General features: G+C 71.7%; 22 protein-coding genes and 1 riboswitch. Of the genes, 12 read left to right on the top strand and 10 right to left on the bottom strand.

Going from position 1 to position 22,205, the window contains the following annotated elements:
* Nucleotides 1-136: 136 nt before the first annotated feature.
* Entirely contained in the window at nt 137-1,435 is a 1,299-nt protein-coding gene (locus ACWFR1_RS09610; RefSeq protein ID WP_453548459.1) for an extracellular solute-binding protein, read from the bottom strand.
* A 284-nt stretch (nt 1,436-1,719) separates the two neighbouring features.
* Here ACWFR1_RS09610 and ACWFR1_RS09615 point away from each other — a divergent pair, with 284 nt between their 5' ends.
* From ACWFR1_RS09615 to ACWFR1_RS09640, 6 genes are all read left to right on the top strand, one after another.
* The gene (locus ACWFR1_RS09615; protein ID WP_024761167.1) at nt 1,720-2,484 is read left to right on the top strand and encodes a GntR family transcriptional regulator; all 765 of its coding nucleotides are present in this window, start codon (nt 1,720-1,722) and stop codon (nt 2,482-2,484) included.
* 177 nt (nt 2,485-2,661) lie between these two features.
* Nucleotides 2,662-2,925 (top strand): DUF3311 domain-containing protein, encoded by a 264-nt coding sequence (locus tag ACWFR1_RS09620; protein WP_453548462.1) that lies wholly within the window; start codon nt 2,662-2,664, stop codon nt 2,923-2,925.
* Nucleotides 2,922-4,577: a monocarboxylate uptake permease MctP gene (gene mctP, locus ACWFR1_RS09625; RefSeq protein WP_453548464.1), complete on the top strand. Its 1,656-nt coding sequence runs from the start codon at nt 2,922-2,924 to the stop codon at nt 4,575-4,577. Before ACWFR1_RS09620 ends, mctP begins: the two co-directional genes overlap by 4 nt.
* An 85-nt stretch (nt 4,578-4,662) precedes the next feature.
* Nucleotides 4,663-5,163 carry a GNAT family N-acetyltransferase gene (locus ACWFR1_RS09630; RefSeq protein ID WP_453548466.1) on the top strand — a complete coding sequence of 167 codons (501 nt, stop codon included), beginning with the start codon at nt 4,663-4,665 and terminating at the stop codon, nt 5,161-5,163.
* A gap of 65 nt (nt 5,164-5,228) precedes the next feature.
* A riboswitch (cobalamin riboswitch) is annotated at nt 5,229-5,355 on the top strand.
* Between the two features lie 132 nt (nt 5,356-5,487).
* Nucleotides 5,488-7,854, top strand: a complete 2,367-nt coding sequence (locus tag ACWFR1_RS09635; protein ID WP_453548469.1) for a ribonucleoside-diphosphate reductase subunit alpha — start codon at nt 5,488-5,490, stop codon at nt 7,852-7,854.
* Nucleotides 7,854-8,870 carry a ribonucleotide-diphosphate reductase subunit beta gene (locus ACWFR1_RS09640; protein WP_453548471.1) on the top strand — a complete coding sequence of 339 codons (1,017 nt, stop codon included), beginning with the start codon at nt 7,854-7,856 and terminating at the stop codon, nt 8,868-8,870. The genes ACWFR1_RS09635 and ACWFR1_RS09640 overlap by 1 nt, the downstream gene beginning before the upstream one ends.
* A 71-nt stretch (nt 8,871-8,941) precedes the next feature.
* Here ACWFR1_RS09640 and def read toward each other — a convergent pair whose 3' ends face one another.
* From def to ACWFR1_RS09680, 8 genes are all read right to left on the bottom strand, one after another.
* Complete coding sequence (gene def / locus ACWFR1_RS09645; protein WP_453548474.1) at nt 8,942-9,592, bottom strand: peptide deformylase; 651 nt, start codon at nt 9,590-9,592, stop codon at nt 8,942-8,944.
* A 60-nt stretch (nt 9,593-9,652) separates the two neighbouring features.
* A complete protein-coding gene (locus tag ACWFR1_RS09650; RefSeq protein WP_453548476.1) occupies nt 9,653-10,633 on the bottom strand; it encodes a tetratricopeptide repeat protein in 981 nt (326 codons plus the stop codon).
* An 80-nt stretch (nt 10,634-10,713) separates the two neighbouring features.
* Nucleotides 10,714-12,003 (bottom strand): HD-GYP domain-containing protein, encoded by a 1,290-nt coding sequence (locus ACWFR1_RS09655; protein WP_453548478.1) that lies wholly within the window; start codon nt 12,001-12,003, stop codon nt 10,714-10,716.
* Nucleotides 12,000-13,577 (bottom strand): HD-GYP domain-containing protein, encoded by a 1,578-nt coding sequence (locus tag ACWFR1_RS09660; RefSeq protein WP_453548480.1) that lies wholly within the window; start codon nt 13,575-13,577, stop codon nt 12,000-12,002. The genes ACWFR1_RS09655 and ACWFR1_RS09660 overlap by 4 nt, the downstream gene beginning before the upstream one ends.
* 170 nt (nt 13,578-13,747) lie before the next feature.
* Nucleotides 13,748-14,071 (bottom strand): mycothiol system anti-sigma-R factor, encoded by a 324-nt coding sequence (gene rsrA, locus ACWFR1_RS09665; protein WP_453548483.1) that lies wholly within the window; start codon nt 14,069-14,071, stop codon nt 13,748-13,750.
* Nucleotides 14,068-14,724 carry a sigma-70 family RNA polymerase sigma factor gene (locus tag ACWFR1_RS09670; protein WP_376400531.1) on the bottom strand — a complete coding sequence of 219 codons (657 nt, stop codon included), beginning with the start codon at nt 14,722-14,724 and terminating at the stop codon, nt 14,068-14,070. The genes rsrA and ACWFR1_RS09670 overlap by 4 nt, the downstream gene beginning before the upstream one ends.
* Before the next feature lie 252 nt (nt 14,725-14,976).
* Nucleotides 14,977-15,594 (bottom strand): alpha/beta hydrolase family protein, encoded by a 618-nt coding sequence (locus ACWFR1_RS09675; protein ID WP_453548517.1) that lies wholly within the window; start codon nt 15,592-15,594, stop codon nt 14,977-14,979.
* Nucleotides 15,595-15,651: 57 nt separating this feature from the next.
* Nucleotides 15,652-16,467: an SOS response-associated peptidase gene (locus ACWFR1_RS09680; RefSeq protein ID WP_453548486.1), complete on the bottom strand. Its 816-nt coding sequence runs from the start codon at nt 16,465-16,467 to the stop codon at nt 15,652-15,654.
* A gap of 49 nt (nt 16,468-16,516) precedes the next feature.
* Between ACWFR1_RS09680 and ACWFR1_RS09685 the strand changes: the two genes are divergently transcribed.
* The 4 genes from ACWFR1_RS09685 (at nt 16,517) to ACWFR1_RS09700 (ending at nt 19,982) form a co-directional block, all read left to right on the top strand.
* The gene (locus tag ACWFR1_RS09685; protein WP_453548488.1) at nt 16,517-17,200 is read left to right on the top strand and encodes a M50 family metallopeptidase; all 684 of its coding nucleotides are present in this window, start codon (nt 16,517-16,519) and stop codon (nt 17,198-17,200) included.
* Nucleotides 17,201-17,220: 20 nt separating this feature from the next.
* The gene (gene aroA / locus ACWFR1_RS09690; protein WP_453548490.1) at nt 17,221-18,549 is read left to right on the top strand and encodes a 3-phosphoshikimate 1-carboxyvinyltransferase; all 1,329 of its coding nucleotides are present in this window, start codon (nt 17,221-17,223) and stop codon (nt 18,547-18,549) included.
* Between the two features lie 3 nt (nt 18,550-18,552).
* On the top strand, nt 18,553-19,566 hold the full coding sequence (gene rsgA, locus ACWFR1_RS09695) for a ribosome small subunit-dependent GTPase A (RefSeq protein WP_453548493.1): 1,014 nt from the start codon (nt 18,553-18,555) through the stop codon (nt 19,564-19,566).
* A 92-nt stretch (nt 19,567-19,658) separates the two neighbouring features.
* Nucleotides 19,659-19,982, top strand: a complete 324-nt coding sequence (locus ACWFR1_RS09700) for a DMT family transporter (protein WP_453548495.1) — start codon at nt 19,659-19,661, stop codon at nt 19,980-19,982.
* Here ACWFR1_RS09700 and ACWFR1_RS09705 read toward each other — a convergent pair.
* Complete coding sequence (locus tag ACWFR1_RS09705; RefSeq protein ID WP_453548497.1) at nt 19,874-20,524, bottom strand: TetR/AcrR family transcriptional regulator; 651 nt, start codon at nt 20,522-20,524, stop codon at nt 19,874-19,876. The two genes, ACWFR1_RS09700 and ACWFR1_RS09705, sit on opposite strands and share 109 nt — an antisense overlap.
* A 154-nt stretch (nt 20,525-20,678) precedes the next feature.
* Between ACWFR1_RS09705 and hisN the strand changes: the two genes are divergently transcribed.
* Nucleotides 20,679-21,488: a histidinol-phosphatase gene (gene hisN, locus ACWFR1_RS09710; protein WP_453548500.1), complete on the top strand. Its 810-nt coding sequence runs from the start codon at nt 20,679-20,681 to the stop codon at nt 21,486-21,488.
* Nucleotides 21,489-21,711: 223 nt separating this feature from the next.
* Nucleotides 21,712-22,104, top strand: coding sequence for a CBS domain-containing protein (locus tag ACWFR1_RS09715; protein WP_453548502.1), 393 nt, complete (start codon nt 21,712-21,714; stop codon nt 22,102-22,104).
* Nucleotides 22,105-22,205 lie beyond the last annotated feature (101 nt).

Genomic DNA, 22,205 nt, shown 5'->3' on the forward strand with positions numbered 1-22,205 from the left:
GGTTGTGGGGGGCCCCCCCCCCCCCGGGGCCCGCGGCGGGGGGCGGGGCGCCGATTAACACAAATCAATTCCACCACACTCAACCGCGGGGGGGGGGGGGCGTACCCGACCCCCGCCCCCACCACCTGGCTACGGATTACTGCTGGTTGATGCGCTCGTTGATGACCTTGTCGGCCGCCTCGCCGGCCGCCTTGGCGTCCTCGCCCTTCAGGACCTTCGTCATGAAGTCCTTGATCGGGTTCGGCGCGGTCTCGACGTTCGCCCAGCCCGGCGTCACCGGGGTGACCTTGCCGGATGCGGACGACACGGCCATGGACTCGGCGAAGGAGCCGGCGGCCGGCTTGAACTGCGCGGCGTCCTGGTTCGGGAGCAGCGCGCCCTCGGTGGCCTTCGCGTACGTCGTCATGTACTCCTTGCCGGCGGCGAGGGCCAGCCACTCCTTCGCGAGCTCCTTGTTCTGGGAGCGCTCGGCGATGGCGAGGTTGGAGCCGCCGAGGAAGACGGAGCCCGGCTTGTCAGCGGTCTTGCCCGGGATCGGGAAGTAGCCGAAGTCGGCCGTCTTGCCGGCCTTCTTCATGGCGTCGATCGCGCCGCCGGCCTCCCAGCCGAGACCGATCCAGGACGCCACGCCACCCTTGGGGATGACGTCGGTGGACTGCTGCGGGGTCGCCTCGTCCTTGTCCTTCGGAGCGTTGGAGAAGGACGCCAGCTCCTTGTAGAAGTTCACGGCGTTGACGGCCTCGGGGGAGGACAGGTTGCCCTTCCACTTGTCGCCGTCCTTGACCGCGAGGTCGCTGCCCTCGTCCCAGATGAGACCGGCGAGCACGTACCAGGACTGACCCGGCAGGTAGATCGCCTGCGACTTCGGGTCGGCGGCCTTGAGCTTCTTCAGACCGTCGATCCACTCGGCGCGGGTCTTCGGCGGGGTGACGCCGGCCTTCTTGTAGGCGGCCTTGTCGTAGATGACGACGCGGCTGGCGGCGTACCACGGAGCGGAGTACAGCTTGCCGTCCAGCTCGTTGGAGGCGAGCATGCCCTTGTTCCAGGCGTCGTAGCCGAGCTTGGCCTTGTCGCCCGTCAGGTCGGCGAGACCGCCGGTGACCGCATAGCCGGCGGTCTGGGTGTTGCCGAGCTCCAGGACGTCCGGCGGGGTGTCCTCGGAGAGGGCGGTGGTGACCTTCTCCTGGATGCCGTTCCAGATCTGCTTCTCGACCTTGACCTTGACGCCGGGGTGCTTGGCCTCGAACGCCTTGTTGACCTCGGCCATCCACGGGTCCGGGGCGGAACCGTCCATGACCCAGACGGTCAGGGTCTTGTCGCCACCGGCCGACGGCTTGCCGGCGTCGGACTCCTTCTTGCCGCTGTCCGAACCACATGCAGCGATAGAGACCATCATGCCCGCGACGCCGATCGCCGCGATGAGCTTGCGCTTCACGCCACCCTCCTCAGGGATGCCTGCCACCCTGCCCACCGCGCGAAGACATACGTCAGGTAGTGCTCGTGGGGCTGGGACCTGGTCTTTAATGGTTTAGACCAGTACTCGGAGCTTGGCCTAGACCTTTAGGGGTGTCAAGGGTGTATAAGAAGGGCAGTCGCGTCCGTTATCGGACCGACACCTGAGGTAGGGCGACGACCCGTGACCGGTCCGTGCCACCATGTGAGCCGCTACAGACGGAGGAGCCGGTGACGGCAGCAGCACAGGAGTCGGGAAGGCAGGCCATGGCCAGGGACGCGGGCAGCACGGAACCGGAGGGCGGGGTCGCCACTCGCACCGCGCGCGTGCCCAAGTACTACCGACTGAAGCGGCACTTGCTCGACATGACGGAGACCCTGCCGCCCGGCACACCGGTCCCGCCGGAGCGCACGCTCGCCGCCGAGTTCGACACCTCGCGCACCACCGTGCGCCAGGCACTCCAGGAGCTGGTCGTCGAGGGCCGCCTGGAGCGCATCCAGGGCAAGGGCACCTTCGTGGCGAAGCCCAAGGTCTCGCAGGCCCTGCAGCTCACCTCGTACACGGAGGACATGCGCGCACAGGGCCTCGAACCCACCTCGCAGCTCCTCGACATCGGGTACGTCACCGCCGACGACACGCTCGCCGGACTGCTCGACATCTCGGCCGGCGGCCGGGTGCTGCGCATCGAGCGGCTGCGCCTGGCGAGCGGCGAGCCGATGGCGATCGAGACCACTCACCTCTCGGCCAAGCGCTTCCCCGCGCTGCGCCGCTCGCTGGTGAAGTACACCTCGCTCTACACGGCGCTCGCCGAGGTCTACGACGTGCACCTCGCCGAGGCCGAGGAGACCATCGAGACCTCCCTCGCCACCCCGCGCGAGGCCGGTCTGCTCGGTACGGACGTGGGCCTGCCGATGCTGATGCTCTCCCGCCACTCCCTGGACGCCCAGGGCGAGCCGGTCGAGTGGGTCCGGTCCGTCTACCGCGGCGACCGGTACAAGTTCGTGGCGCGCCTCAAGCGGCCCAACGGCTGAGCCGATCCGCACACCTGACGAGGGGGTCGCCGAGAATTCGGCGGCCCCCTCGTTTCGCGTGTCCGGAACTTCCGTGGGGCAATCACATCCGTTATGCGGACGGGGGTTCCGTGGAGCTGAAGCGTCCCCTAGATTTCCCCACCATTACCAAGGTGATCAGCGAGGGGACGAGGCACGATGCCAGAAGTGACACAAGGGAAACAAGGGAACCAAGGGACCATCACGCCCCTGCGGGTGGTTATCGCACTCTGCCTGTTCGCGCCGTTCGTGGCGATGCTCTGGGTGAGTTCGTACGCGAAGGCCGAACCGCTCTTCGCGGGCATCCCGTTCTTCTACTGGTACCAGATGCTCTGGGTGCTGATCTCCACCGCTCTCACCATGATCGCGTACAAGCTGTGGCAGCTGGACCAGCGCGCCCGCAAGGGAGGTGACGCGCGATGAAGGACGTGTCCGGCGTGAACGGCGTGGCACTCGCCGTCTTCATCTTCTTCTTCCTGGCCGTCACGGTCATGGGCTTCCTCGCCTCGCGCTGGCGCAGGGCCGCGAACGAGAACAGCCTCGACGAATGGGGCCTCGGCGGCCGGTCGTTCGGCACCTGGGTGACCTGGTTCCTGCTCGGCGGCGACCTCTACACGGCGTACACCTTCGTCGCCGTACCGGCGGCCATCTACGCGGCGGGCGCGGCCGGCTTCTTCGCCGTCCCGTACACGATCCTGGTGTACCCGCTGATCTTCACCTTCCTGCCGCGCCTCTGGTCGGTCTCGCACAAGCACGGGTACGTCACCACCTCCGACTTCGTACGCGGCCGCTTCGGCTCCAAGGGCCTGTCGCTCGCGGTGGCCGTCACCGGCATCCTCGCGACCATGCCGTACATCGCGCTCCAGCTCGTCGGCATCCAGGCCGTCCTGGACGTGATGGGCGTCGGCGGCGGCGAGACCACGCACTGGTTCATCAAGGACCTGCCGCTGCTCATCGCCTTCGGCGTCCTCGCGGCGTACACGTACTCCTCGGGGCTGCGCGCGCCCGCGCTCATCGCCTTCGTCAAGGACACCCTGATCTACATCGTCATCGCCGTGGCGATCATCTACATCCCGATCAAGCTCGGCGGCTTCGACGAGATCTTCGCCAAGGCCGGCGAGGCCTACGCGCAGACCAACCCGGCGACCGGCAAGCCGCGCGGCACGCTCGTCCCCGGCGAGGCCGGCCAGTGGACGTACGCCACGCTGGCCCTCGGCTCGGCGCTCGCGCTCTTCATGTACCCGCACTCCATCACGGCGACGCTGTCCTCGCGCAGCCGTGAGGTGATCCGCCGCAACACCACGATCCTGCCGCTGTACTCGCTGATGCTGGGCCTGCTCGCGCTGCTCGGCTTCATGGCGATCGCCGCCGGGATCCAGGTCAAGAACGGCCAGCTCGCCATCCCGCAGCTCTTCGAGACCATGTTCCCCGACTGGTTCGCGGGCGTCGCCTTCGCCGCGATCGGCATCGGCGCGCTCGTCCCGGCCGCGATCATGTCGATCGCCGCGGCCAACCTCTTCACCCGCAACATCTACAAGGACTTCATCAAGAAGGACGCGACCCCCGCCCAGGAGACCAAGGTCTCCAAGCTCGTCTCGCTCCTGGTGAAGGTCGGCGCGCTCGCCTTCGTCCTCACCATGGACAAGACGGTCGCGATCAACTTCCAGCTGCTCGGCGGCATCTGGATCCTCCAGACCTTCCCGGCGCTGGTCGGCGGCCTGTTCACCCGCTGGTTCCACCGCTGGGCGCTGCTCGCCGGCTGGGCCGTGGGCATGGTCTACGGCACGGTCGCCGCGTACGGCGTCGCCAGCCCGACCCAGAAGCACTTCGGCGGCTCCTCCGCCGAGATCCCGGGCATCGGCGAGATCGGCTACATCGGCCTCACGGCCTTCGTCCTCAACGTCGTCGTCACGGTCGTCCTGACCTTCGTCCTCAAGGCCGCGAAGGCCCCCGACGGCATCGACGAGACCTCCCCCTCGGACTACACGGCCGACGCGGGCGACGCGCCGGCCCGCGAGGCGAAGCCGGACACGGACCCGCAGGCCGACCCGAAGGTCGGCGCCGGAGCGCACTGAACCGGCGGTACGGACGCGGGGCCCGGGATCTCCACCAGGAGATCCCGGGCCCTTTCCCGTACCTCCTCCGAGGCAGACTGCTCGCATGGACTTCACGATCAGGGCGGTACGGCCCGAGGAGTACGAGGAGCTCGGGGAACTCACCGGGCGGACCTATCTGAACGACGGGCTGCTGCTGCACGGCGAGGACGACTTCTACCTGGCCGTGCTCCGGGACACCGCCCGGCGGGCCCGCGAGGCCGAGGTGCTCGTCGCCGTCGACGAGGACGGCCGGATCATCGGCGGGGTGACCTTCGCCCCCGGCTCCACCCCCTGGGCCGACATCGCCGTCGCCGGCGAGGCCGAGTTCCGGATGCTCGTGGTCGCGCCGGAGGCCCGCGGCAGGGGCGTCGGAGAGGCCCTCGTACGCCACTGCGCGGACCGCGCGCGGGCCGTGCCGGAATGCGCGCGGCTCGTGCTCTCCACGGACGCGAAGATGGTCTCGGCACATCGGATCTACGAGCGGATGGGCTTCGTCCGCACCCCGGAACGGGACTGGGAACCGATCCCCGGCCACTCCCTGCGGACGTACGCCCTGGAGTTCTGACACCGGGAGCCAGGCCCGGGCGACACAACATGTGGGGGGTTCCGCGAGCGGCGCCCCCCACATGTATGCTCGTGCTCGCTGTCGACGCAGGGAAATCCGGCGCGAATCCGGAACTGTCCCGCAACGGTGTGCTTCATACCCATACGCGCGTACGAAGTGAGTCCGAGGACCTGCCGGCAGCGCACCCGGTCCGACCGTTCCGGGTGTCACTGACGTCCGGGCCTCGCGGAGTGGGCCGGTGGACGCGGCGCGCCCGGCGTACGGGCGCCCGCCTGCCCGCCTTCCCCCGCCGCGGCCCCGAGCCGAGCGAGGGAGAGCCCCCACGTGACCATCGCGCCCGCCGATCCGGCCACGGCGATCGAGAGCGACGGACCCGGCACCGTACTGCTGCGGACCCTGACCGATCTCACCGCCGACCTCCCCGACACCGACCCCGGCAAGGTCGCCGCCGCCGCCCTCCGCGGCCGCAGCGCCACGTCGGACGAGGCGGAACTGCGCGAGCTGGCCACCGAGGCGGCCGCCGGTCTGATCTCCGAGGACCCGGCCTACTCCCGGCTCGCCGCCCGGCTCCTGACGATCACCATCGCCGACGAGGCCGCGGGCCAGGGTGCGGTCTCCTTCTCTGCCTCCGTGGCCGTCGGTCACCGCGAGGGTCTGATCGCCGACCGCACCGCCGACTTCGTCGCGCTGCACGCGGACCGCCTGGACGCCACCATCGACCGCGCCGGCGACGACCGCTTCGGCTACTTCGGTCTCCGCACCCTCTTCTCGCGCTACCTGCTGCGCCACCCGATCACCCGCAAGGTGATCGAGACCCCGCAGCACTTCATGCTGCGCGTGGCCTGCGGTCTGGCCGAGGACGAGAGCGTCCGCGCGCTCGACGAGGTCGGCGCCCTGTACGGCCTGATGAGCCGTCTGGACTACCTCCCCTCCTCCCCCACGCTCTTCAACTCCGGCACCCGCCACCCGCAGATGTCCTCCTGCTACCTCCTCGACTCCCCGCAGGACGAGCTGGACTCCATCTACGACCGCTACCACCAGGTCGCGCGCCTCTCGAAGCACGCCGGCGGCATCGGCCTCTCGTACTCCCGCATCCGCGCCCGCGGTTCCCTCATCCGGGGCACCAACGGCCACTCCAACGGCATCGTGCCGTTCCTGAAGACCCTCGACGCCTCCGTCGCCGCCGTGAACCAGGGCGGCCGCCGCAAGGGCGCCGCCGCCGTCTACCTGGAGACCTGGCACGCGGACATCGAGGAGTTCCTGGAGCTCCGCGACAACACCGGCGAGGACCAGCGCCGCACGCACAACCTCAACCTCGCGCACTGGATCCCGGACGAGTTCATGCGCCGCGTGAACGCCGACGCCGACTGGTCGCTGTTCTCCCCCGCGGACGTGCCCGAGCTCGTCGACCTGTGGGGCGAGGAGTTCGACGCCGCCTACCGCGCCGCCGAGGCGAAGGGCCTGGCCCGCAAGACCATGCCGGCCCGTGACCTGTACGGCCGGATGATGCGGACCCTGGCCCAGACCGGCAACGGCTGGATGACCTTCAAGGACGCCTCGAACCGGACGGCCAACCAGACCGCCGAGCCCGGCCACACCGTCCACTCCTCCAACCTCTGCACGGAGATCCTGGAGGTCACGGACGACGGCGAGACCGCGGTCTGCAACCTGGGCTCGGTCAACCTCGGCGCGTTCGTGCGCGACGGCGACATCGACTGGGAGCGGCTCGACGCGACCGTCCGCACGGCCGTCACCTTCCTCGACCGGGTCGTCGACATCAACTTCTACCCGACCGAGCAGGCCGGGCGTTCCAACGCCCGCTGGCGGCCGGTGGGCCTGGGCGCGATGGGCCTCCAGGACGTCTTCTTCCAGCTGAAGCTGCCCTTCGACTCCCCCGCGGCGCGCGCGCTGTCGACCCGTATCGCCGAGCGGATCATGCTCGCCGCGTACGAGGCGTCCGCCGACCTCGCCGAGCGCAGCGGCCCCGTCCCCGCCTGGGACAAGACCCGTACGGCCCGTGGTGTCCTGCACCCGGACCACTACGACGTCGAGCTGAACTGGCCCGAGCGCTGGGCGGCCCTGCGTGCCCGCATCGCGACGACCGGCATGCGTAACAGCCTGCTCCTGGCGATCGCGCCGACGGCGACCATCGCCTCGATCGCGGGCGTCTACGAGTGCATCGAGCCGCAGGTCTCCAACCTCTTCAAGCGCGAGACGCTGTCGGGCGAGTTCCTCCAGGTCAACTCCTACCTCGTCGACGAGCTGAAGCGGCTCGGCGTGTGGGACGCCCAGACCCGGGACGCGCTGCGCGACGCCAGCGGCTCGGTCGCCGGCTTCACCTGGATCCCCGCCGAGGTGCGCGAGCTGTACCGCACGGCCTGGGAGATCCCGCAGCGCGGTCTGATCGACATGGCCGCCGCCCGCACCCCGTTCCTGGACCAGTCGCAGTCCCTGAACCTGTTCCTGGAGACGCCGACGATCGGCAAGCTGTCGTCGATGTACGCGTACGCCTGGAAGCAGGGGCTGAAGACGACGTACTACCTGCGCTCGCGCCCGGCGACCCGGATCGCCCGCGCCGCCCAGGCGTCGACCGCGACCGCCGCGCCCATCCCCCTCCAGCAGGCGACCCCCGACGCGGACGCCCTCGCCTGCTCCCTCGAAAACCCCGAGTCCTGCGAGGCCTGCCAGTAATGAGCTCCACCGAGAAGAAGAACCTGCTCGACCCGGGCTTCGAACTGACCCTCCGTCCGATGCGCTACCCGGACTTCTACGAGCGCTACCGCGACGCGATCAAGAACACGTGGACGGTGGAGGAGGTCGACCTCCACTCGGACGTCGCCGACCTCGCCAAGCTCACCCCCGGTGAGCAGCACATGATCGGCCGTCTGGTCGCGTTCTTCGCGACGGGTGACTCGATCGTCTCGAACAACCTGGTCCTGACGCTCTACAAGCACATCAACTCCCCGGAGGCGCGCCTGTACCTGTCGCGCCAGCTGTTCGAGGAGGCCGTGCACGTCCAGTTCTATCTGACGCTGCTCGACACCTACCTGCCCGACCCGGACGACCGCGCCGCCGCGTTCGACGCGGTCGAGGAGATCCCCTCCATCCGCGAGAAGGCGCAGTTCTGCTTCCGCTGGATGGACTCGGTGGAGAAGATCGACCGCCTGGAGACGAAGGCCGACCGCCGCCGCTTCCTCCTCAACCTGATCTGCTTCGCGGCGTGCATCGAGGGCCTGTTCTTCTACGGTGCCTTCGCGTACGTGTACTGGTTCCGGTCCCGCGGTCTGCTGCACGGTCTGGCGACCGGCACGAACTGGGTGTTCCGCGACGAGACGATGCACATGAACTTCGCCTTCGAGGTCGTGGACACCGTCCGCAAGGAGGAGCCGGAGCTCTTCGACGACGCGCTCCAGCAGCAGGTCACCGACATGCTGAAGGAGGCCGTGGAGGCGGAGCTGCAGTTCGGCCGCGACCTGTGCGGCGACGGCCTGCCGGGCATGAACACCGAGTCGATGCGCGAGTACCTCCAGTGCGTCGCCGACCAGCGTCTCCAGCGCCTCGGCTTCGCCCCGGTCTACGGCTCGGAGAACCCGTTCGCCTTCATGGAGCTCCAGGGCGTCCAGGAACTGACCAACTTCTTCGAGCGCCGCCCGTCCGCCTACCAGGTGGCGGTCGAGGGCTCGGTGGACCTCGACGAGGACTTCTGACCGGTCCGGATCCGGGTACGAGGAAGGGCCCCGCACTCCTGGAGTGCGGGGCCCTTCCTCGTAGGCCGGGGTCAGGCGTTCGGGACGACCTCGTAGCGCGGGGTGCCCTCGGCCATCTGCTTCAGGGCGTCCTTGCGGTCGCGCTTGGAGAGGCGGTCGATGTACAGGTAGCCGTACAGGTGGTCCGTCTCGTGCTGGAGGCAGCGGGCGAAGTAGCCGGTGCCCTGGACCGCGATCGGGTTGCCCTCGGCGTCCTGGCCACGGACCACGGCGTAGTCGGGGCGGGCCAGCTCGGCGTAGGCGGTCGGCACGGACAGGCAGCCCTCGTTGGACTCGTCCAGGTGGCGCCGGTCGGCCGGAAGCTCGTCGAGCACCGGGTTGACGACGACACCGGTGTGCCGGACACCCTCGTCGTCCGGGCAGTCGTAGACGAAGACCTTGAGGTCCACACCGATCTGGTTCGCGGCCAGGCCCACGCCCTCGGCGGCCTTCTGGCTGGCGAACATGTCGTCGATCAGCGCCGCGAGCTTGTCGTCGAACTCGGTGACGTCCTTGCACTCCTTGTGGAGCACGGGATTGCCGACGACCGTGATCGGGCGGGCCGTCCCGCGCTCGCGGTACGCGAGCTCACGCGCCTCGCAGTCCTCCGTGTCGACGACGAACCCGCTGTCGTCGACGATCTCGACGTCGCTGATCTGCCCGTCAGTTTCCTGCTGCGTCATGTCCGGCGCGTGCCTTCCTCGGAACCCCAGTAAACGATCCCGTACAGCCTACGGGCAGCGTCAGCAGACCTCTTCCAGATCCCGCCACTCACGGCTGTCGGGGCTGTCCGCCACCCACCCGTCGAGAAGGCCGCGCACCAGGCCGGCCGGGGCCGCGATGCCGCACTCCCGCTCCGGGACCCACAGCTCGCCGGGCGAGCGGTGGCCGAGCGGCCCGGGGTGCCCCGGTTCGCTGTGGTCGTGCGGGTCGGAGTGCTCGCCCTCGCCCTCGGCGCTCGGCATCGTCGACTCCGAGCAGGCGCGGCAGAGCAGCCGCACGGAGGACGACCAGTCCTCGGCGGCGAAGCCCGCGTCGGAGGCGAGCTGCTCCAGGGCGTCCCGGTCGGCCTCGGTGGCGGCCTCCAGGAGGACCACCCAGGTGGGGACGGGCGACGGCGCCCACAGCTCGATCTCGTCGAAGACCGGGTAGGACGGGCCGGCGGTGGTGGTGCGCTCGCCGTTCGGCACGCCGTCGTGGAGGACGACCTCGCCCCAGCGGCGCCCCGAGGACGGCAGCGGGATGGAGAGGACCTCGATACGGGCCGGGTCGAGCCTGCGGCCCCACACGACCTCGGCCTCGCCCTCGGGCGAGAGCCGGACGGCGGCGCTGCCCAGCTCCATGCCGGCGGGCTCGCCGGTGCCCGCGGCGGCCCCGGGCACCTTGAGCCCGTACGCCTGCCAGGCACGGCGGGCCAGCGGCCAGTCCTGGAGCGCGGTGGCCGCGATGCCGACGTTCCACCAGTCGGGGGCGCCGGTCTCCTTGTCGAGCAGCGCGACCGCGCGGAGCCCGGCGGCCCTGGCCTGCTCCCAGTCGTGCCGGAACTTGTGCAGCAGGGCCAGGTTGAACCAGGACTCGGAGAGCCAGGGCTCCAGATCCGCCGCACGTGTCAGCAGCGCGCCCGCGTCCTCGTACCGGCCGTCGCCGATCAGCGTGAACGCGCGGTCGGTGGCCTGCCGCCACGAGGCGGAGGGCCGATGCCGTACCTTCCCGAAGATCCTCACGATTCCCGCCTGCCGGTCGCTTTCACCCTCTTGTTCGCATCCAACCATGCCCGGTCGGACGCGCGCTCATTACCCATGGGTTACCCCGCGACGCCCGAGGTCACCCCAGCGACTCCGCCTCGCGCCAGGACCCTGGCCAGGCATTCGACGACGTCCGGGTGATAGTCGCGTGCGGTGCCCAGTCTGAGCCGCTCCAGGGCGTCGAGGGCGGCGCCCGCGCCGTCGCCCGCGAGGTCGTCGTAGGCGTTCACGGTCCGGACGATCCGGGCGGACAGCGGCTGCTCGCGGTACGGGTCCGCCTGCCGCTCCACGACCACGGCGACGGCCGGGGGGACCCCCGTCCTGCGGACGACCTCGCCGCCTAGGAGGGCGATCCGGCGCTGTTCCTCGGCCGGGAGGAGCGCCGTGGCGCCGCCCTCGACGGGGTCGACGAGGGAGAGCTGTCCGATGTCGTGCATGAGCGCCGCGTGTTCGAGGACGGCGAGGTCGGGCCCGGACAGGCCCAGCTCGCGCCCCACGGCGGTGCTGAGGGCGGCGACCCGGTGGGCGTGGCCGGGCGGGGTGCAGCCGGCGATCTCGGTGGCGCGGGCCAGTGAGGCGATGGTCTGCCGGTTGACGGTGCGCACGGCCGCGTACCGCCGGAAGGAGACCTGGGTGAGCAGGAGCGGTACGGCGAGCACGGGCAGCGCCCAGAGGCCCGCGGCGGCCACGCCGATCGCCATGACGGCGCCCGTGGCGCAGATGGCGGAGCCGATGCCGAGGAGGGCGCGCAGTTCGTCGCGGAGGAGGGGGCCGTACGGGAATCCCGTGCGGGCGCGGAGCACGAGGGCGGCGAGCACGGCGTCGCAGAGGGCCGTCAGGACGACCAGGAGCAGCAGGAAGAAGGCGTACCCCGGGCCCTGGCCGAGGTGCTCGACGACGGCGCCGGAGTTGTAGAGCGGCTGGAAGCAGAGGGCCGCGAAGGCGACGGTGAGGACGCGGCGGGCGAGGTGGTCGGCGTCGGGGCCGCGACCCCTGGCCAGGTGGGGGACGATCCCGGCGAGCACGCCGGCGACGACGACGGCGACGATCTGGAGGACGCCGTGGGTGGTGGCGGTGCCGGCGTCCGTACCGAGCAGGGCGTACGCGAGGGCTCCCGCGGCGGCGAGCGGGGCGGGCTCCCTCCCCCGTGGCTCTTCGAGCACGGGAGGTGCCCCCGTATTTCGTGGAGCACCCCAGCATGCCAGCTCGCCGAGGGCGATGAGGGTGCCGAAGGCGAGGGCGTTGCCGGGCTCGTCGACGCCGTACCAGAGGGTGGCGCCGAAGCCGGCGAGGCTCAGCAGCAGGGCGGCGCCGTACACGGTTCCGACGGTGAGGGCCCCGGGCCTCATGCGCGCTCCTTCGGCCGGGCGGTCAGGGGGGTCTCGTCGTCCCGGGCCGGAGGGGGGTCCGCGGCGCGCGGCGGGGGCAGGCTCCCGTCGACCGGGGCGGGCGGGGACGGCGGAGGCGGCGGGAGCGGCGGACCCGGCGGGGGCGACGCCGGAAGCGGCGCCGGGGCCTGGGCCGGGGATGGCGCCGGAGCGGGTGCCGGGGCCTGGGCCGGGAGCGGTGCCGAGGGCGGTGTCGGAACGGCTGCCGGTGTCTGGGCCGGGAGTGGTGCCGGGAGTGGGGGCGTCTCGTCGGCGGTGGCGTCGGTCTGCCAGCCGTGTCGGTCGAGGGCCCTGACCAGGGCGGCGACCATCCGGGGGTCGAACTGGCCGCCCGCGCAGCGCTCCAGTTCGGCGACGGCGGTCGGGACCGGGCGGGCCCGGCTGTAGGAGCGGGTGGAGGTCATGGCGTCGAAGGCGTCGGCGACGGCGACCACCCGGGCGAACTCGGGGATCTGGTCGCCGCGGAGCCCGTACGGGTAGCCGCTGCCGTCCATGCGCTCGTGGTGGTGGAGGATCGCGGCCCTGGCCTCGCCGAGGAAGCCGATGCCCCGGACCATCTCGTGCCCGTACTCGGGGTGCAGTTCGATGACCCGGCGCTCGTCCGGGGTCAGCGGCCCGTCCTTGCACAGCACGCGCGTCGGCACGCCCAGCTTCCCCACGTCGTGGAGGATGCCGGCGAACCGCACGACGTCGAGCCGGTCCTCCGCCATGCCGAGCTCACGGGCGATCAGGACGGAGGCGTGGCCGACCCGTTCGCTGTGGCCGCGGGTGTACCGGTCCTTGATGTCGACGGCCTGGACGAGGGCGCGGATGGTGGCCTGGTGGGCGGCGCGCTCGCGGTGGTACTGGGCGAAGACCCAGCAGGAGATGTACATCGGCAGCAGCACGAAGAGGGCGGCGGCCGGGCCGTACGAGCTGCGCCAGAGCACGGCCATCATCAGTCCCGCGAGCCCGTGCACGGCGTGCGGGGCGAGGGCCCGCGCGAGGAGTCCGCGCCAGGCGGCCCCGACCGGCAGGCCGTCGGCGGTGGCCCTGATGCCGCCGTCGAGGGCCGTCAGGACCAGGCAGAAGGTGAGCGCGGCGGCGGCCGCGGGCAGCAGCGCGTACGGGAAGTCCGGGGCGCCCGGGCCGTGTCCGAGGGCGGTGGGGCCGCCGAGGGCGCCGGCGGCGTGGGCGGCGGCCCAGACGGCGAGGGCCGTGGCGGCGGCCCGCCAGGCGCGGCGCGGTCCGGCGGGCGGCTCCTCGACCCGGGCGAGGAGGCTGCCGGGCAGCGCGGTGAGCGCGGCGGCCGTGGGCGGCAGGAGCAGCGCGGAGGCGAGCAGGACGGGGAAGAAGGAGCCGGTGCCCATGGGGACGGAGTCGCCGAGGAGCCGGCAGCGGGCGGGCAGCTCGCAGAGCGCGTACAGGGCGGCGAGGACCGCGACGGTGCCCCAGGGGGTGGCCGCACCGGGGCGCAGGGCGGGAAGGACGCACGCCCCGGCGGCGAGCAGGGCGCACCCGATGTACACGCCTGCCGCCCGCGGAATGCCCCTCACGCCCATCACACCCGTCACGCTAGCGAGTTGGGCGGCCCGAGAGGCGGAGCTGAAGCCGATTCGCACCATCGGGTGATACAAGCTGATATATGCGTGGGGCCGCCGCGATCACTTCGCGGCGGCCTTCGTCCCCGGACACCCGGACCCGGATACGTCGAAGCACTGCCCGTCTACTCCTGCGGAGCCGGAGCGGGCGTCGCCGGGGCGACCGCCGTGATGTCCTGCTCGGGCACCAGCTGGCCCGAGCGGATCAGGTCGATCCGGCCCATGACCTTCGACCGCAGGTCGGTGGGGACGTCGTCACTGCCGCAGCAGCGCTTGACGAGCTTCTTCACCGCCTGCTCCAGGCCGTACTTCTCCAGGCACGGGGAGCACTCCTCGAAGTGCACCTCGAACTTGGTGCAGTCACTGTCGGGCATCTCTTTGTCGAGGAACTCGTAGAGATGATCCAGGACCTCTGAGCAATCCGTCTCGTGCGGCTCTCCGCAGCTCATGAGCCCGAGCCTTTCAGATCGTTCGACGACTCTCCGGCGCCCGCGGGTACCAGCCCGCGGTCGCGGGCGTAGTCCTCGAGCATGCCGCGCAGCTGGCGGCGACCCCGGTGCAGCCGGGACATCACCGTACCGATGGGTGTCCCCATGATGTCCGCGATCTCCTTGTACGCAAAGCCCTCGACATCCGCCAGATAGACGGCGATGCGGAACTCCTCGGGGATCGCCTGCAGCGCCGCCTTCACGTCGGAGTCGGGGAGGTGGTCGAGCGCCTGGGACTCCGCGGAGCGCAGACCGGTCGACATGTGCGACTCGGCGCGGGCGAGCTGCCAGTCCTCGATCTCCTCGGCGGCACTGCGCTGGGGCTCACGCTGCTTCTTGCGGTACGAGTTGATGAAGGTGTTCGTGAGGATGCGGTACAGCCACGCCTTGAGGTTCGTGCCCTCGCGGAACTGGTGGAAGGATCCGTACGCCTTCGCGTAGGTCTCCTGCACCAGGTCCTCCGCGTCCGCGGGGTTGCGCGTCATGCGCAGTGCGGCGGAGTACATCTGGTCGAGGAATCCGAGGGCGTCCCGCTCGAAGCGCGCGTTGCGCTCCGCGGTCGTCTCCTCGGGGCCGTCGTCGGTCCCTGTGTCGGTCCCAGTGACCGGACCCACCTCCTCCAGCGTGGTGGCGAGCCCGAAGGCGGACCCACTCGTTTCGGAGGATAGACGAGGAACCGCTCCGCCCGCCGCCCGAATAGGGGCGATCTTGGGCGCGGGCAGCACTGTCCAGTCGAGGTCAGCGGCCTGCGCACGCTCGGGGCAGATGGTCGAACCCATGCGACGGACTCCCTCTTCCTTGGTCTCACACCGACGCTCTGCACAACAGAGGTCCCCCGCTCGGCATTCCCGTTACGGGGGCCGGTGTCAGCGCAATGCGAGGAGCCACTCGCCGACACCGGCCACGAGCGTGGCGAGGGCCTCGCCCTGGGTGAGTGGCGCGCGCTTGGGCACGGCGAAGCCGTGGTCTCCGTACGGCACCTCGACGAGCGCGTGCGGGCCCGCGGGGAACTCCTCGGGGCGCCCGAAGGGGTCGTTGCCGCCCTGCACGACGAGCGTGGGCAGGCCGCTGCCGAGGAGCTCGTCGGCGCGGGAGCGCTCCGGCCTGCCCGGCGGGTGGAGGGGGAAGCTCAGGGCGAGGACGGCGAGGGCGCCCAGCTCCCGCCCGGTCCGGCAGGCGACCCGGGCGCCGGCGCTGCGGCCGCCCGCGATCACCGGGAGGCCGGGCTTCGCGAGGGCCGGCCAGAGGCCGCGCCAGCCGGTGTCGAGGGTCTTGGGCGCGGGCGCGACCTTCTTGCCGGCGACCCGCCAGGGCTGCTCGACGAGGGCGGTGGTCACGCCGTGGGCGGGCAGCGCCCCGGCCAGGGCCTGGAGGTCGCGGGCCTCGACGCCGCCGCCCGCGCCGTGGCCGAGGGCGAGGACGGCCCACGGTTCCGTCCCCTCATACCAGGTGATGCGCGCCTCACCGGCGTCGGTGGAAACCATCTCGTACTGTGTCACGTCGGTCACTCCCCCATCCTGCCGTCCGTCCGCCCCGAACGGTCAGAACAGCGTGCCCTCCTCCAGGCCCTCCAGTTCCGTCAGGAGTTCGGGGCCGTTGTTCCGGACGTTGCTGACCGCCGTCGACACCGGGTACGCCCGCATCAGCCCCTCCGGCGGCGCGGTGAGCAGCCCGCGCAGCTCGTCCTCCCCGGTGCGCGCCGGGTCGAGCCAGGCGTCCCACCGGTCCTCCGTCAGCATCAGCGGCATCCGGGGGTGGATGTCGGCGAGCGAGCGCGGGCCCTCGGCCGGGGCCACGCCCAGCGGGCCCGTCTCGGCCTCGGTGGTGACGACCGAGCAGGTGACCCACCACGCGGAGGGGTGGTCGTCGGGGAGGGTGCGGTCGCGCCAGAACTCGTAGAGACCGGCCATCGCGAAGACCGAGCCGTCCGCCGGGGTCACGAAGTACGGCTGCTTCCGCGGTCTCTTCCTCTTCCCCTCCACCTCAAGGTCCCGCTCCCCCGCGGCGGTCACCCATTCGTAGTAGCCGTCGGCGGGAAGGATGCAGCGGCGGGCGGCGAACGCGCGTTTGAAGGAGGGCTTCTCGTGGAGGGTCTCCGCGCGCGCGTTGATCATCCGGGCGGCGCCCTCGGGCGTCTTCGCCCAGGACGGGACGAGCCCCCATTTCAGCGCGCGCAGCTGGCGAACCGGCCGGCGCGTTTCGGCGTCTTTCAGAGGGCGTTCCAGAACGGCCCAGACCTCTTTGGTGGGAGCCACGTTCCAGTCGGGGGCCAGGGTCTCCTCCGGCTCCCACTTCTCGATCCCGAAGGTGTCGACGAGATCCTCGGGCCGCCGACTCGCTGCATACCGTCCGCACATACGTGCCACACTGCCACGATCCCCGACCTCCCGAGGAGCGGCCCGAACGATGGACCTCTTCAGCCCGAAGGCCGCCCCGGACGAGTGGCTGGTGATCGCCACCGCGGTCGCCGCCCTCGCGGTCACCGCGCCCCGCCGCGCCTGGCTCCTGGCCCGCAACGCGATCACCATCGCCCACGAGGGCGGCCACGGGATCGTCGCCCTCGCCACCGGCCGCCGCCTCGAAGCGATACGCCTGCACTCGGACACCAGCGGACTGACCGTGACCCGGGGCCGCCCGACCGGCATCGGCGTGGTCCTCACCCTGGCCGCCGGCTACACCGCCGCCCCGTTGCTCGGTCTCGGCGGCGCGGCGCTGCTCGGCGCCGGCCTGGTCACGCTGCTCCTCTGGATCGCGACCGCCCTGCTGCTCGCGATGCTCGTGATGGTCCGCAACGCGTACGGGATCCTCACCGTCGTCCTGACGGGCGCGGCCTTCCTCCTCGTCTCCTGGCTGACCGGCCCGGACGTCCAGTCGCTCTTCGCCTACGCGGCGGTCTGGTTCCTGCTCCTCGGCGGTGTCCGCCCGGCCTTCGAGCTGCAGGCGAAGCGGCGTCACGGCGGGGCTCCCGACTCGGACGCGGACCAGCTCGCGCGCCTCACCCATGTGCACCCGGCGGTGTGGCTCTTCTTCTTCCACGCGGTCTCGATCTGTGCCCTGATCGGCGGCGGGCGCTGGCTCCTCGGCTTCTGACGCACCCGTACAGTGATTCCATGACCGCAGCAGCTTCCGTGCGCCCCGACCCGTCCACCGACCTCTGGCCCGCCCCGTATGCCCGCGGCGCCGTCGACGCGACCGTCACCGTGCCCGGATCGAAGTCGGTCACCAACCGCGGTCTCGTCCTCGCGGCGCTCGCCGCCGAGCCCGGCTGGCTGCGCCGTCCGCTGCGCTCCCGCGACACCCTCCTGATGGCCGAGGCGCTGCGTACCCTCGGCGTGAAGATCGAGGAGGGCGTGGGCCCCGACGGCACCGGCGAGGCCTGGCGGATCATCCCGTCCCCGCTGCGCGGCCCGGCCGCGGTCGACGTCGGCAACGCGGGCACGGTCATGCGCTTCCTGCCCCCCGTCGCCGCGCTCGCCGACGGCCCCGTCCGCTTCGACGGCGACCCCCGCTCCCACGAGCGTCCGCTGCACGGGGTGATCGACGCGCTGCGCGCGCTCGGCGCCCGTGTCGACGACAGCCGGGGCGCGCTGCCCCTGACCGTGCACGGCGCCGGGGGCCTGGACGGCGGCACGGTCGAGATCGACGCCTCCTCGTCCTCCCAGTTCGTCAGCGCCCTGCTGCTCTCCGCGCCCCGCTTCAACCAGGGCGTCGAGGTCCGCCACGTGGGCACGCGGCTGCCCTCGCTGCCGCACATCCGGATGACGGTCGACATGCTGCGCGCGGTCGGCGCCCAGGTCGACGAGCCGGAGCACGGTGGCGAGCCGGACGTCTGGCGGGTGGCGCCCTCCGCGCTGCGCGGCCGGGACCTGGTCGTCGAGCCGGACCTGTCGAACGCTCAGCCGTTCCTGGCGGCGGCGCTGGTGACCGGCGGCCGGGTGACCGTCCCGGACTGGCCCGAGCGGACCACCCAGCCCGGTGACGCTCTGCGGGAGATCTTCACCGCGATGGGTGGTTCCTGCGAGCTGACCGAGGCCGGTCTGACCTTCACCGGTACGGGCCGGATCCACGGCATCGACGTCGACCTCGGCGAGGTCGGGGAGCTGACCCCCGGCATCGCGGCGGTCGCGGCGCTCGCCGACTCCCCCTCCACCCTGCGAGGGGTCGCCCATCTGCGGCTGCACGAGACGGACCGCCTGGCGGCCCTCACCAAGGAGATCAACGAGCTCGGCGGCGACGTGACGGAGACCGAGGACGGTCTCCACATCCGCCCGCGCCCGCTGCACGGCGGCGTCTTCCACACGTACCACGACCACCGCATGGCGACGGCGGGCGCGATCATCGGCCTCGCCGTCGAGGGCGTGGAGATCGAGGACGTGGCGACGACGGCGAAGACCTTGCCGGACTTCCCGACGATGTGGACCGAAATGCTCGGAGTCTGAGTCATGCGGCGCTACGGCAAGAACACCGACGAGGACGACATCCGCCAGCGGCCCAACCGCAAGGGCACCCGTCCCCGTACGTCCATCCGCCCGAAGCACGAGGACGCCGTCGAGGGCATGGTCCTCACCGTCGACCGGGGCCGGCTGACCTGTCTGGTCGGCGAGCGGGTCGTCACGGCGATGAAGGCGCGCGAACTGGGCCGCAAGGCCGCCGTGGTCGGCGACCGGGTCCTGATCGTCGGTGACCTCTCCGGCGAGAAGGACACGCTGGCCCGGATCGTCCGGATCAGCGAGCGCAGCTCGGTGCTCCGGCGCACGGCCGACGACGACGATCCGTTCGAGCGGGTGGTCGTCGCCAACGCCGACCAGCTGGCGATCGTCACCGCGCTCGCCGACCCCGAGCCGCGCCCCCGGCTGATCGACCGCTGTCTGGTCGCCGCGTACGACGGCGGGCTCACCCCGCTCCTCGTCCTGACCAAGTCGGACCTGGCGCCGCCGGACGAGCTCCTGGAGATGTACGGGGCGCTCGGCGTCCCGCACGTGGTGACCACCCGCGACGAGTTCGTGGACGGCGTCGCCGCCGAGCGGGTCCACGAGCACCTCAAGGGCCGCACCACCGCCTTCGTCGGGCACTCCGGCGTCGGCAAGACGACGCTGGTCAACGCCCTGGTCCCGCCGGAGCGGCGCCGGACGACGGGCCTGGTCAACGCGGTCACGGGCCGCGGCCGACACACGACGACCTCGGCGCTCGCCCTGCCGCTCGACGACAAGGAGGGCGGCTGGGTCATCGACACGCCCGGTGTGCGCTCCTTCGGGCTGCACCACGTCGACCCGTCCCGGGTGATCCTCGCCTTCCCCGATCTCGTACCGGGGACGGAGAACTGCCCGCGCGCGTGCAGCCACGACGAGCCGGACTGCGCGCTGGACGCCTTCGTGGCGGAGGGGCACGCGGATCCCGCGCGGCTCTACTCGCTGCGACGGCTGCTCTCGACCCGCGAGCGACGCGAAGGGGACTGAGCCGCCGGTGTTTAACGCCGACCGCTCCCGGTAAGTGCATAATCGCACCAAGTGCGACGAAGCAGTCACCGACGGCGTGGGAGGCACTGACGATGGCGTGGCTGCTGGTGGTGGTGGCCGGTGTCCTGGAGACCGGTTTCGCCGTCTGTCTGAAGCTCTCGCACGGGTTCACCCGGCTCTGGCCGACGATCGCCTTCGCGGCCTTCGCCCTGGGCAGCTTCGGACTGCTCACCCTCGCGCTGCGGAAGCTGGACGTGGGTCCGGCGTACGCGGTGTGGACGGGGATCGGCGCGGCCGGGACGGCGATCTACGGAATGATCTTCCTCGGGGACGTCGTCTCCACCCTCAAGATCGTCTCGATCAGTCTGGTCATCGTGGGTGTCGTCGGACTCCAGCTCTCCGGCTCCTCGCACTGAGACTCCCCCGCCGGTTCCGCGGTCGGGACGGTGGGCGCGACCACGTGACTGAGCGCGAGCCGTACGGCGAGCTCGCAGCCGGCCGCCCACCGCTCGCCCGCGCAGGCCGCGATCGCCGCCACCAGCTCGCCCGGCGCGGGCGGCCCCTCGTCGGCACGCCGCTGGGCGGGTACGGGGGCGGGGCGGGCGCCCGGCCGGACGGGCCGGGGCACGGGCAGCCGCTCGTTCCAGGCGCCGGTGAGCAGGGCCCGCAGTACGGGGCGGGCGGCCGCCCGGGCCACGGTCCACTCGGCGACGGCGACGAGGTTCCGCTCGGCCGGGGCCGGGGCGTCGAGCAGCCCGCGGACGCCCTGGAGATACGTGTCGGCCTCCCGGCGCACGAGGGCGCGGGCAAGCCCCTCCTTGCTGCCGAACTCGTTGTAGAGGCTCTGCCGGGACACCCGGGCGGCGGTCGCGAGGTCGACCATCCGCACGGCGGACCAGGGCCGGTCGGTGAGCGCGGCGAGTGCGGCGTCGAGCAGGGCCTCGCGGGCAGTCGGCATCCTCGCCTCCCGGTCCGACCGAAACGTTTCCGTGCTCAGGGTCGACAGGGGTCCCCGCACTGTCAAGGGGCCGGGGCACGGTCGGCGCGGCGCCGCCGAAGGCCCCTGTGGACGGTTCTCCGCGCGGGGATCACGCGGGGATAGAGTGCCGACCATGGCCGATTACCACGATGATCTGCGTCTCGCCCACGTCCTCGCGGATGCCGCCGACGCGGCCACCATGGACCGATTCCAGGCGCTCGACCTCAAGGTCGAGACGAAGCCGGACATGACCCCGGTGAGCGAGGCCGACAAGGCCGCGGAGGAGCTGATCCGCGGCCAGCTCCAGCGCGCCAGGCCGCGTGACGCGATCCTGGGCGAGGAGTACGGCGTGGAGGGCACGGGCCCGCGCCGCTGGGTGATCGACCCGATCGACGGCACCAAGAACTACGTGCGCGGGGTGCCCGTCTGGGCGACCCTGATCGCGCTGATGGAGGCCGGGGAGACCGGCTTCCAGCCGGTGGTGGGCGTGGTGTCGGCCCCGGCGCTCGGCCGCCGCTGGTGGGCGGCGAAGGGCCTCGGCGCGTACACGGGCCGCAGTCTGGCCTCGGCGACCCGGCTCGGGGTGTCGAAGGTCGCCACCCTGGAGGACGCCTCGTTCGCGTACTCCTCGATCAGCGGCTGGGAGGAGCGGGGGCGGCTCGACGGCTTCCTCGACCTCACGCGCGCGTGCTGGCGGACCCGCGCGTACGGCGACTTCTGGCCGTACATGATGGTCGCCGAGGGTTCCGTGGACATCTGCGCCGAGCCGGAGCTCTCCCTGTGGGACATGGCGGCGGTGGCGGTCGTCGTCCAGGAGGCGGGCGGCACGTACACGGGCCTCGACGGCCGGCACGGCCCGCACAGCGGCAACGCGGCGGCGTCCAACGGCCTGCTCCACGGCGAGCTGCTGAGCTACCTGAACCAGGAGAACGCGGAGGCCTGAGCGCCGCCGCGACCCGGCGGAGGCGTGAGGCGCCGCCGTCACCCCGCCGAGGCCTGAGCGCCGCCGTCACCGCACGGAGGCCTGAGCGCCGCCTCACTCCCCCGGGGCGCCTCGCGCGCCCCCTTGTCGGGTTCCTCCCCCGGTGCCACTCTGAGAGTCCCCCCACTTGTGAACTTGTGAATTCCTTCTTCTTGAAGGCTTCACCAAGGAGGTGGCTCCGCCCATGCTCGTCCGTGACGCCATGAGCACGGTGATCCTCACCATCGGCCCCGCCCACACCCTCCGCCAGGCCGCCCGGCTGATGTCGGCGCGCCGCGTCGGCGCGGCCGTCGTCCTCGACTCCGACGCCGGCGGGCTCGGCATCCTCACCGAGCGCGACATCCTCAACTCGCTGGCCCGGGACCAGGACCCCGACATCGAGACCGCGGGCGCCCACACCACCCACGACGTCGTCTTCGCCGCGCCCACCTGGACCCTGGCGGAGGCGGCCGAGGCGATGACTCACGGCGGTTTCCGTCACCTCGTCGTCCTCGACGGCCAGGGACCCGTCGGCGTCGTCTCCGTACGGGACATCATCCGCTGCTGGATCCCGGTGCACAGCGTCGCCGGCCGGTGAACGGGACCGGGCCGGACTCCGTACGGAGTCCGGCCCGGGGCCAACCTACGACCGGTGTCGTATAAACAACTGACGCTGCCCACGACAAAAGCAGTGTAGAT

This window comes from Streptomyces sp. NPDC055103 (assembly GCF_053607625.1).

Excerpts from the sequence above, each read along its gene's own strand:
- ACWFR1_RS09615 (WP_024761167.1), top strand. The coding sequence starts at position 1,720 with ATGGCCAGGGACGCGGGCAGCACGGAACCGGAGGGCGGGGTCGCCACT.
- ACWFR1_RS09620 (WP_453548462.1), top strand. The coding sequence starts at position 2,662 with ATGCCAGAAGTGACACAAGGGAAACAAGGGAACCAAGGGACCATCACG.
- mctP (WP_453548464.1), top strand. The coding sequence starts at position 2,922 with ATGAAGGACGTGTCCGGCGTGAACGGCGTGGCACTCGCCGTCTTCATC.
- ACWFR1_RS09630 (WP_453548466.1), top strand. The coding sequence starts at position 4,663 with ATGGACTTCACGATCAGGGCGGTACGGCCCGAGGAGTACGAGGAGCTC.
- ACWFR1_RS09640 (WP_453548471.1), top strand. The coding sequence starts at position 7,854 with ATGAGCTCCACCGAGAAGAAGAACCTGCTCGACCCGGGCTTCGAACTG.
- def (WP_453548474.1), bottom strand. The coding sequence starts at position 9,592 with ATGACGCAGCAGGAAACTGACGGGCAGATCAGCGACGTCGAGATCGTC.
- ACWFR1_RS09655 (WP_453548478.1), bottom strand. The coding sequence starts at position 12,003 with ATGAGGCCCGGGGCCCTCACCGTCGGAACCGTGTACGGCGCCGCCCTG.
- rsrA (WP_453548483.1), bottom strand. The coding sequence starts at position 14,071 with ATGAGCTGCGGAGAGCCGCACGAGACGGATTGCTCAGAGGTCCTGGAT.
- ACWFR1_RS09675 (WP_453548517.1), bottom strand. The coding sequence starts at position 15,594 with ATGGTTTCCACCGACGCCGGTGAGGCGCGCATCACCTGGTATGAGGGG.
- ACWFR1_RS09680 (WP_453548486.1), bottom strand. The coding sequence starts at position 16,467 with ATGTGCGGACGGTATGCAGCGAGTCGGCGGCCCGAGGATCTCGTCGAC.
- ACWFR1_RS09685 (WP_453548488.1), top strand. The coding sequence starts at position 16,517 with ATGGACCTCTTCAGCCCGAAGGCCGCCCCGGACGAGTGGCTGGTGATC.
- aroA (WP_453548490.1), top strand. The coding sequence starts at position 17,221 with ATGACCGCAGCAGCTTCCGTGCGCCCCGACCCGTCCACCGACCTCTGG.
- rsgA (WP_453548493.1), top strand. The coding sequence starts at position 18,553 with ATGCGGCGCTACGGCAAGAACACCGACGAGGACGACATCCGCCAGCGG.
- ACWFR1_RS09700 (WP_453548495.1), top strand. The coding sequence starts at position 19,659 with ATGGCGTGGCTGCTGGTGGTGGTGGCCGGTGTCCTGGAGACCGGTTTC.
- ACWFR1_RS09705 (WP_453548497.1), bottom strand. The coding sequence starts at position 20,524 with ATGCCGACTGCCCGCGAGGCCCTGCTCGACGCCGCACTCGCCGCGCTC.
- hisN (WP_453548500.1), top strand. The coding sequence starts at position 20,679 with ATGGCCGATTACCACGATGATCTGCGTCTCGCCCACGTCCTCGCGGAT.
- ACWFR1_RS09715 (WP_453548502.1), top strand. The coding sequence starts at position 21,712 with ATGCTCGTCCGTGACGCCATGAGCACGGTGATCCTCACCATCGGCCCC.